The following is a 7,254-nucleotide window of genomic DNA, read 5'->3' on the forward strand; positions in this document are numbered from 1 at the left end:
CATGCCTCTCGACCTCGACCCCGAAGGCTATCTGCGCGACCTCTCCCAGTGGAGTCCCGAAGTAGCCCAGCAACTGGCACTCAAGGAAGGCATCGAGCTGACCGAGCGCCACTGGCAGGTGCTGCAGGCGCTGCGTGACTTCTACGCACAATTCCAGCTTTCACCAGCCAACCGGCCGCTGATCAAGTACATTGCCCAGACGCTGGGCCCGGATCTGGGCACCAGTCTGCAGCTCAACCTGCTGTTCAAGGGCGCGCCGGCCAAGCTCGGCGCCAAACTGGCCGGCCTGCCGAAACCGGATAATTGCCTATGACCCTCACCACGCCCGAAGAACACCCCTTCGCCGTCTATGTCCGGGCCCTGGGCAAGGGCAAGCGCGGCGCCCGCAGCCTGACCGAGGCCGAGGCGGAAATGGCCATGGGCCTGATCCTCGACGGCCAGGTGACCGAAGCCCAGCTCGGCGCCTTTCTCATGCTGCTCAGACACAAGGAAGAAAGCGCCGAGGAACTGGCCGGCTTTACCCGCGCCGTCCGGGCGCGGCTGCAGCCGCCAGGTTTCGCCGTCGATCTCGACTGGCCGTCCTACGCGGGCAAGAAGCGTCACCTGCCCTGGTACCTGCTGGCGGTGAAATGCCTGGCCGGCAGTGGCGTGCGGGTGGTCATGCATGGCGGTGGTACCCACACCGCGGGCCGGCTCTATACCGAACAGTGCCTGGCCGACCTGGGGATGCCGACCGCCACTGACTGGCAGGACGTCGACGCCCTGCTCGATCGCGGTCAGCCGGCCTTCCTGCCGCTGGCCGCCTGGATGCCAGCCCTGCAGCGGATGATCGATCTCAAGGCCGAGCTCGGCCTGCGCTCGCCGATCCACTCCCTGGTCCGGCTGCTCAACCCCAGCCAGGCGCGCTGCATCCTGCAGAGCATCTTCCATCCGGGTTACCAGGAGGTGCACCGCGAGGCCAGTCGTCTGCTGGGTGATGACAGCATCGTCATCAAGGGCGAAGGCGGTGAAGTCGAGCGCAATCCCGATGTCATCGCCCACCTCTACGGCACCCGTGGCGGCGAAGCCTGGGACGAAAGCTGGCCGGCGCTGACCGAGCGTCGCCAGGTCAAGCCGGAGCGCCTCGATCCGGCCCTGCTCGCCGCCACCTGGCGGGGGGAAGCGGAAGACCCCTATGGGCGCCTGGCGGTCATCGCCACCCTGGCCGTGGCCCTGCGCGCGCTGGGCCAGGACCAGGCCAGCGCCCAGCGCGAAGCCGAGCGACGCTGGGAAGCGCGCGACCGGACGCTCTGACGTCGCCTCAGGAACCCGGAGCGGCTCCCCGGGTTCCTAACCGCAACGCAGCGGAGGATGACGATATGGGCTTGTTGGTCGATGGGCAGTGGCAGGACCGCTGGTACGACAATGGCAAGGATGGCCATTTCAAACGGGAAGAGGCCCAGCGTCGGGACTGGATCGCCCGCACCGAGCAAGCCATTCCGCAGGGCGCCTCGCGCTACGCCCCGGAAGCCGGGCGCTACCACCTCTATGTGTCCCTGGCCTGTCCCTGGGCCCACCGCACCCTGATCTATCGCCAGCTCAAGAGCCTCAGGGACCTGATCGGCGTCTCGGTGGTCAGCTGGCTGATGCGCGAGGAAGGCTGGACCTTCGACCTGGCCAAGGGCTCCAGTGGTGACGACCTCTATCACCTTGAGCGTCTCTACCAGCTCTATCAGCGCGACCAGGCCGACTACACCGGCCGAGTTACCGTGCCGGTGCTCTGGGATCGCCAGGAGGAGCGCATCGTCAGCAACGAATCCGCCGAGATCATCCGCATGTTCAACGGCGCCTTCGACGAGCTGACCGGCAATCGCCTGGACCTCTACCCGGAGGCCCTGCGCGGGCGCATCGACGCCCTCAACGAGCGCATCTATCCGACGGTCAACAACGGCGTCTACCGGGCTGGCTTCGCTACCACCCAGGAGGCCTACGAAGAGGCCTTCGACGAGGTCTTCGCCACCCTCGACGACCTGGAAAAGCTGCTGCAGACCCAGCGCTATCTCACCGGCGAATGGCTGACGGAAGCCGATTGGCGCCTGTTCACCACCCTGATTCGCTTCGACGCCGTTTACCACGGCCACTTCAAATGCAATCTGCGGCGCATCCGGGACTATCCGGCGCTACAGGGCTGGCTGAGGGAGCTGTATCAGTGGCCGGGGATCGCCGAGACCGTGGACTTCGAGCACATCAAGCACCACTACTACGGCAGCCATGCGCAGATCAATCCGACCGGTATCGTGCCCAAGGGGCCGGCCCTGGAGCTGGATCTGCCCCATGGCCGCGAGGCCCTGAGCAGTGCCGGCATCCAGGGCGCGGTCTGAGTGTCAGACCGTCGTCTGGGCGCCTTCGAACCAGGCCAGCTTCTCGCGTAGTGCCACCACTTCGCCGACGATCACCAGCGTCGGCGCGTGGACCTCATGCTCGGCAACCAGCTGCGGCAGATCCTGCAGGGTACCGGTGAATACCCGCTGATTGAGCGTGGTGCCCTGTTGCACTAACGCCGCCGGCGTTGCCGGATCCTTGCCATGGGCGATGAGTTGCTCGCAAATGGTGGGCAGTCCCACCAGGCCCATGTAGAACACCAGGGTCTGCCCCGGCGCCACGAGATCGGTCCAGGGCAGATCGGCCGAGCCGTCCTTGAGATGGCCGGTGACGAAGCGCACCGACTGGGCATGGTCCCTGTGGGTCAGGGGAATGCCGGCATAGGCCGCACAGCCACTGGCCGCGGTGATGCCCGGCACCACCTGGAAGGGAATGCCTTCGGCCGCCAGCTCCTCGATCTCCTCGCCCCCGCGACCGAAGATGAAGGGATCGCCTCCCTTCAATCGCAGGACCCGCTTGCCCTCCCGGGCCAGCTTGACCAGCAGGCGATTGAGATCATCCTGCGGCACCGCATGCTCGGCGCGACGCTTGCCGACATAGATGCGATCGGCATCGCGCCGGCACATGTCGAGGATGGTCGGGGCCACCAGGCGGTCGTAGAGCACTACGTCGGCCTGCTGCATCAGCCGCAGGGCGCGGAAGGTCAGCAGATCCGGATCGCCGGGACCGGCGCCGACCAGATAGACCTCGCCGCGGAAGGTGGCGGTCTCGCTGGTCAGCTTGGCTTCCAGCAGCTGTTCGGCCGCCTGGGGCTGGCCGGAAAAGACCTTTTCCGCGACCTCGCCCTGGAACACCTCTTCCCAGAAGATCCGCCGTGCCTGCAGATCGGCGAAGCGCGTCTTCACCCGGGCGCGAAAGCGCTGGGCCAGTTGCGCCAGCTGCCCGTAGGTCGCCGGGATCCAGCTCTCCAGCTTGGCCCGCACCAGGCGCGCCAGCACCGGGGCGTCACCGCCGCTGGAGATGGCGATCACCAGGGGCGAGCGATCGACGATGGCCGGGAAGATCACGGTGCACAGCTTCGGCGCATCCACCGCGTTGACCGGCAGGCCCAGGGCCTGGGCGTCGTGGGACACCCTCTCGTTGACCTCGTCATCGTCGGTGGCCGCGATCACCAGGCAATGCCCGGCGAGATGGTCCGCCGCATAGCGCTCGACCCGGCAACTGCCGCCCCGCGCCTCGACGAAGGCGCGTACCTCCGGCTCGATCTCCGGCGCCACCAGGGTGATGAGCGCGCCGGCTTCGGCCAGCAGCACGCTCTTGCGCAGGGCGATATCGCCCCCGCCGATCACCAGTACCGGACGGCCGTCGAGCTTGTGGAAGAGCGGCAGGTAGTCCATCAGCCGATGACCTCGAGGCCACCCATGTAGGGCTTGAGGACGTCGGGAACGCGGATGCTGCCATCCGCCTGCTGATAGTTCTCCAGCACGGCGACCAGGGTACGACCCACGGCCAGGCCGGAGCCGTTGAGGGTATGCACCAGCTCGGGCTTGCCCTCGGCATTGCGATAGCGGGCCTGCATGCGGCGCGCCTGGAAGTCACCGCAGTTGGAGCAGGACGAGATCTCGCGATACTTGCCCTGGCTCGGCACCCAGACTTCCAGGTCGTAGGTCTTGGTGGCGCCGAAGCCCATGTCGCCGGTGCACAGCGACAGCACCCGGTAGGGTAGCTCCAGGCGCTGCAGTACGGTTTCGGCGTGGCCGGTCAGCTCTTCCAGGGCCTGGAAGGAGGTGCTCGGCTCGACGATATGGACCATCTCCACCTTGTCGAACTGGTGCTGACGGATCATGCCGCGGGTGTCGCGCCCCGAAGCCCCGGCTTCGCTGCGGAAGCAGGGGGTATGGGCGGTGAACTTGAGCGGCAGACGCTTGGCGTCGAGGATCTGGCCGGCGACCAGGTTGGTCAGGGTGACCTCGGCGGTGGGGATCAGGTAGAGATCGCTCTCGCCTTCGCGGCCGATCTTGAACAGGTCTTCCTCGAACTTGGGCAGCTGACCGGTGCCCTGCAGGGTTTCGGCCTGCACCAGGTAGGGCGTGTAGGTCTCTTCGTAGCCGTGCTCGCCGGTGTGCAGGTTGAGCATGAACTGCGCCAGCGCACGATGCAGGCGGGCGATGGGGCCACGCATCACGGCGAAGCGGGCGCCGGAGAAACGTGCGGCGGTCTCGAAGTCCAGCCAGCCGTGGGTCTCGCCCAGGGCGACGTGATCCTTGATCTCGAAGTCGAACTCACGCGGCGTGCCCCAGCGACGGACTTCGACGTTGTCGTCTTCGTCCTTGCCGACCGGCACCGAGGCGTCGGGCAGGTTGGGCAGGCCCAGCAGCAGGGCATCCAGCTCACCCTGGACCAGATCCAGCTCGCGCTTGGCTTCTTCCAGTTCGCTACCCATGCGATCGACCTCGGCCAGCAGCGGCGCGATGTCTTCACCGCGCGCCTTGGCCTGGCCGATCCCCTTGGAGCGGGCATTGCGCTCGGCCTGCAGGGTCTCGGTGCGGGTCTGCACGGCCTTGCGACGAGCTTCCAGCGACTCCACCAGGCTGACGTCCAGGACGTAGCCACGGGTCGCCAGACGTGCGGCCACCTCCTCGGTTTGGGTGCGAACCAGTTTCGAATCAAGCATGTCCGTTTCTCTTGCTTAGGAATGGGGGCAACGGCGCGGGCGGGGGGTCAGGAACGCCGCCGGCGCTGGCGCGGGCTGGACCGGTCGAGGTCCGCCAGGTGCTGCAGTTTATCGCGGATCTTCAGCTCCAGCCCACGGGGAACCGGCTCATAGTAGCGGCGCGGCTCGAGCTCTTCGGGAAAGTAGTCCTCGCCCGCGGCATAGGCCTCAGGCTCATCGTGGGCATAGCGGTATTCGTCGCCGTAGCCAAGATTCTTCATCAGCTTGGTCGGCGCGTTGCGCAGGTGCAGTGGCACCTCGCGCGAGCCGTTCTGGCGCACATCGGCCAGGGCGGCCTTGTAGCCCATGTAGACGGCATTGCTCTTGGGCGCGCAGGCCAGATAGACGATCGCCTGGGCGATGGCCAGCTCGCCTTCCGGACTGCCCAGGCGCTCCTGGACGTCCCAGGCGTCCAGGCACAGGCTCAGGGCGCGCGGATCGGCGTTGCCGATATCTTCGCTCGCCATGCGCACCACGCGCCGGGCGATGTACAGCGCATCGCAGCCACCGTCGATCATCCGCGCGAACCAGTAGAGGGCACCATCGGGATTCGAGCCCCGCACCGATTTGTGCAGCGCGGAGATCTGGTCGTAGAAGGCCTCGCCTCCCTTGTCGAAGCGCCGGCGTTGATCGCCCAGCAGACTCTGGAACAGCTCGGCATCCAGGACACCGCCGTCCTCGGCCAGGTCCGCGGCGTTCTCCAGCAGGTTGAGCAGTCGGCGACCGTCGCCATCGGCGGCGGCCAGCAGCAGCGCCAGGGCGTCGTCGGGCAGGCTCAGCTGGCGCTCGCCCAGTCCCTTGGCGCTGGTCAGCGCCCGGTATGCCAGGCCGGCGAGGGCCTCGTCGTCCAGGCTCTTGAGCACATAGACCCGCGCCCGCGAAAGCAGCGCGTTGTTGAGTTCGAAGGAGGGATTCTCGGTGGTCGCCCCGATGAAGATCAGGGTGCCATCCTCGACATAGGGCAGAAAGGCGTCCTGCTGCGACTTGTTGAAGCGATGCACCTCGTCGACGAAGAGGATGGTGCGGCGGCGATACTGGGCGGCCTGCTGCTTGGCCACCTCCACCGCGTGGCGGATCTCCTTGACCCCGGAGAGCACCGCCGACAGCGTTTCGAAATGGGCATCGGAGACCTGCGCCAGCAGCCGCGCCAGGGTGGTCTTGCCCACCCCTGGCGGCCCCCAGAAGATCATCGAATGCAGCGCACCCTGCTCCAGCGCCTCGCGCAGGGGCTTGCCCCGTGCCAGCAGGTGCTGCTGACCCGCGTATTCATCGAGGGTCTCGGGACGCATGCGGGCAGCCAAGGGCTGCCCGACGGGTGCGGTGCTGAAGAGATCCATGGGGTGCGATCATTCCTGGATGACGTCGGCTCCCTTGGGCACCTGGAAGGTGAACTGGGACGCGGCCACCGGCTCGTTGAGCTTGACGTTGAAGAAGAGGATGTTGGTTCGCTGACCGGCACCGTCGATCAACTGCATGTCGTTGATCACGCCGTTGCGGAAGGACAGCCGCAGGCTGTCGAACAGAGTGTCCTTGGTCTTGGGCTTGAGCACGAAGTCGACGACGTTGCCGGCGTCCTTGCTGGTGACGTCGAAGCTGCTTTCGATCTTGGAGATGTCGCCCGACAGGAGCAGCGCCGGCGTCTGGGTCAGGCGCAGGTCCAGCTTGCGGATGGTGACCTGCTCCAGGTCCGGGTCGTACAGCCAGACCTGCTTGCCATCGGACACCAGCAGTTGCTCCTGGGGGGCATCGGAATGCCAGCGGAACAGCCCGGGACGCTTGAGGCTCATGTTGCCGGCGGTTTCCTGCAGGCGGGTACCCGAGCCATCCAGGGTCAGTTGCGAGAAGCGCGCGGTCAGGGTCTGGGCCTTGTCCAGCAATTGCGACAGGCGACCCACCGACGCCTGGTCGGCATGGGCGGAAAAGCTTACGGCGGCCAGGGCGGCCAGGGCGAAGCAACGCAGCTTGTGCATCGAGGTCCTCATGGATGTCAGTCTCTCACCGGAGCAGGCGCTGTGACCTCACGCGAGCCGTTGGTGTTCATGGGCGATACGACACCGGCCATTTCCATGGTTTCGATCATGCGTGCCGCCCGGTTGTAACCGATCTTGAGCTTGCGCTGGACCGCGGAGATGGAAGCCCGGCGACTCTCGGTAACGAAGCGCACCGCTTCGTCGTAGAGC

8 protein-coding genes are annotated in these 7,254 nt (G+C 66.5%); 3 read left to right on the top strand and 5 right to left on the bottom strand.

Annotation, left to right across the window (positions count from 1 at the left end; genetic code table 11):
* Position 1: 1 nt before the first annotated feature.
* The 3 genes from OXS31_RS22855 (at position 2) to OXS31_RS22865 (ending at position 2,360) form a co-directional block, all read left to right on the top strand.
* On the top strand, positions 2–313 hold the full coding sequence (locus OXS31_RS22855; RefSeq protein WP_007162309.1) for a TusE/DsrC/DsvC family sulfur relay protein: 312 nt from the start codon (positions 2–4) through the stop codon (positions 311–313).
* On the top strand, positions 310–1,293 hold the full coding sequence (locus tag OXS31_RS22860; RefSeq protein WP_042136420.1) for a glycosyl transferase family protein: 984 nt from the start codon (positions 310–312) through the stop codon (positions 1,291–1,293). Before OXS31_RS22855 ends, OXS31_RS22860 begins: the two co-directional genes overlap by 4 nt.
* A gap of 65 nt (positions 1,294–1,358) precedes the next feature.
* Positions 1,359–2,360: a glutathione S-transferase family protein gene (locus tag OXS31_RS22865; protein WP_267402251.1), complete on the top strand. Its 1,002-nt coding sequence runs from the start codon at positions 1,359–1,361 to the stop codon at positions 2,358–2,360.
* 3 nt (positions 2,361–2,363) lie between these two features.
* Here the strand turns inward: OXS31_RS22865 and cysG are convergent, their stop codons facing one another.
* From cysG to OXS31_RS22890, 5 genes are all read right to left on the bottom strand, one after another.
* Positions 2,364–3,758: a siroheme synthase CysG gene (gene cysG / locus OXS31_RS22870; RefSeq protein ID WP_007162306.1), complete on the bottom strand. Its 1,395-nt coding sequence runs from the start codon at positions 3,756–3,758 to the stop codon at positions 2,364–2,366.
* Entirely contained in the window at positions 3,758–5,035 is a 1,278-nt protein-coding gene (gene serS, locus OXS31_RS22875; RefSeq protein ID WP_027597797.1) for a serine--tRNA ligase, read from the bottom strand. Before serS ends, cysG begins: the two co-directional genes overlap by 1 nt.
* A gap of 47 nt (positions 5,036–5,082) precedes the next feature.
* The gene (locus OXS31_RS22880; protein ID WP_267402253.1) at positions 5,083–6,411 is read right to left on the bottom strand and encodes a replication-associated recombination protein A; all 1,329 of its coding nucleotides are present in this window, start codon (positions 6,409–6,411) and stop codon (positions 5,083–5,085) included.
* A 9-nt stretch (positions 6,412–6,420) separates the two neighbouring features.
* A complete protein-coding gene (gene lolA / locus OXS31_RS22885; protein ID WP_007162303.1) occupies positions 6,421–7,044 on the bottom strand; it encodes an outer membrane lipoprotein chaperone LolA in 624 nt (207 codons plus the stop codon).
* Positions 7,045–7,061: 17 nt separating this feature from the next.
* A partial coding sequence (locus tag OXS31_RS22890; protein WP_267402254.1) for a DNA translocase FtsK occupies positions 7,062–7,254 on the bottom strand: 193 nt, incomplete at its 5' end.

Source organism: Pseudomonas sp. GM_Psu_1 (assembly GCF_026544185.1).
Lineage (GTDB): Bacteria > Pseudomonadota > Gammaproteobacteria > Pseudomonadales > Pseudomonadaceae > Chryseomonas > Chryseomonas oryzihabitans.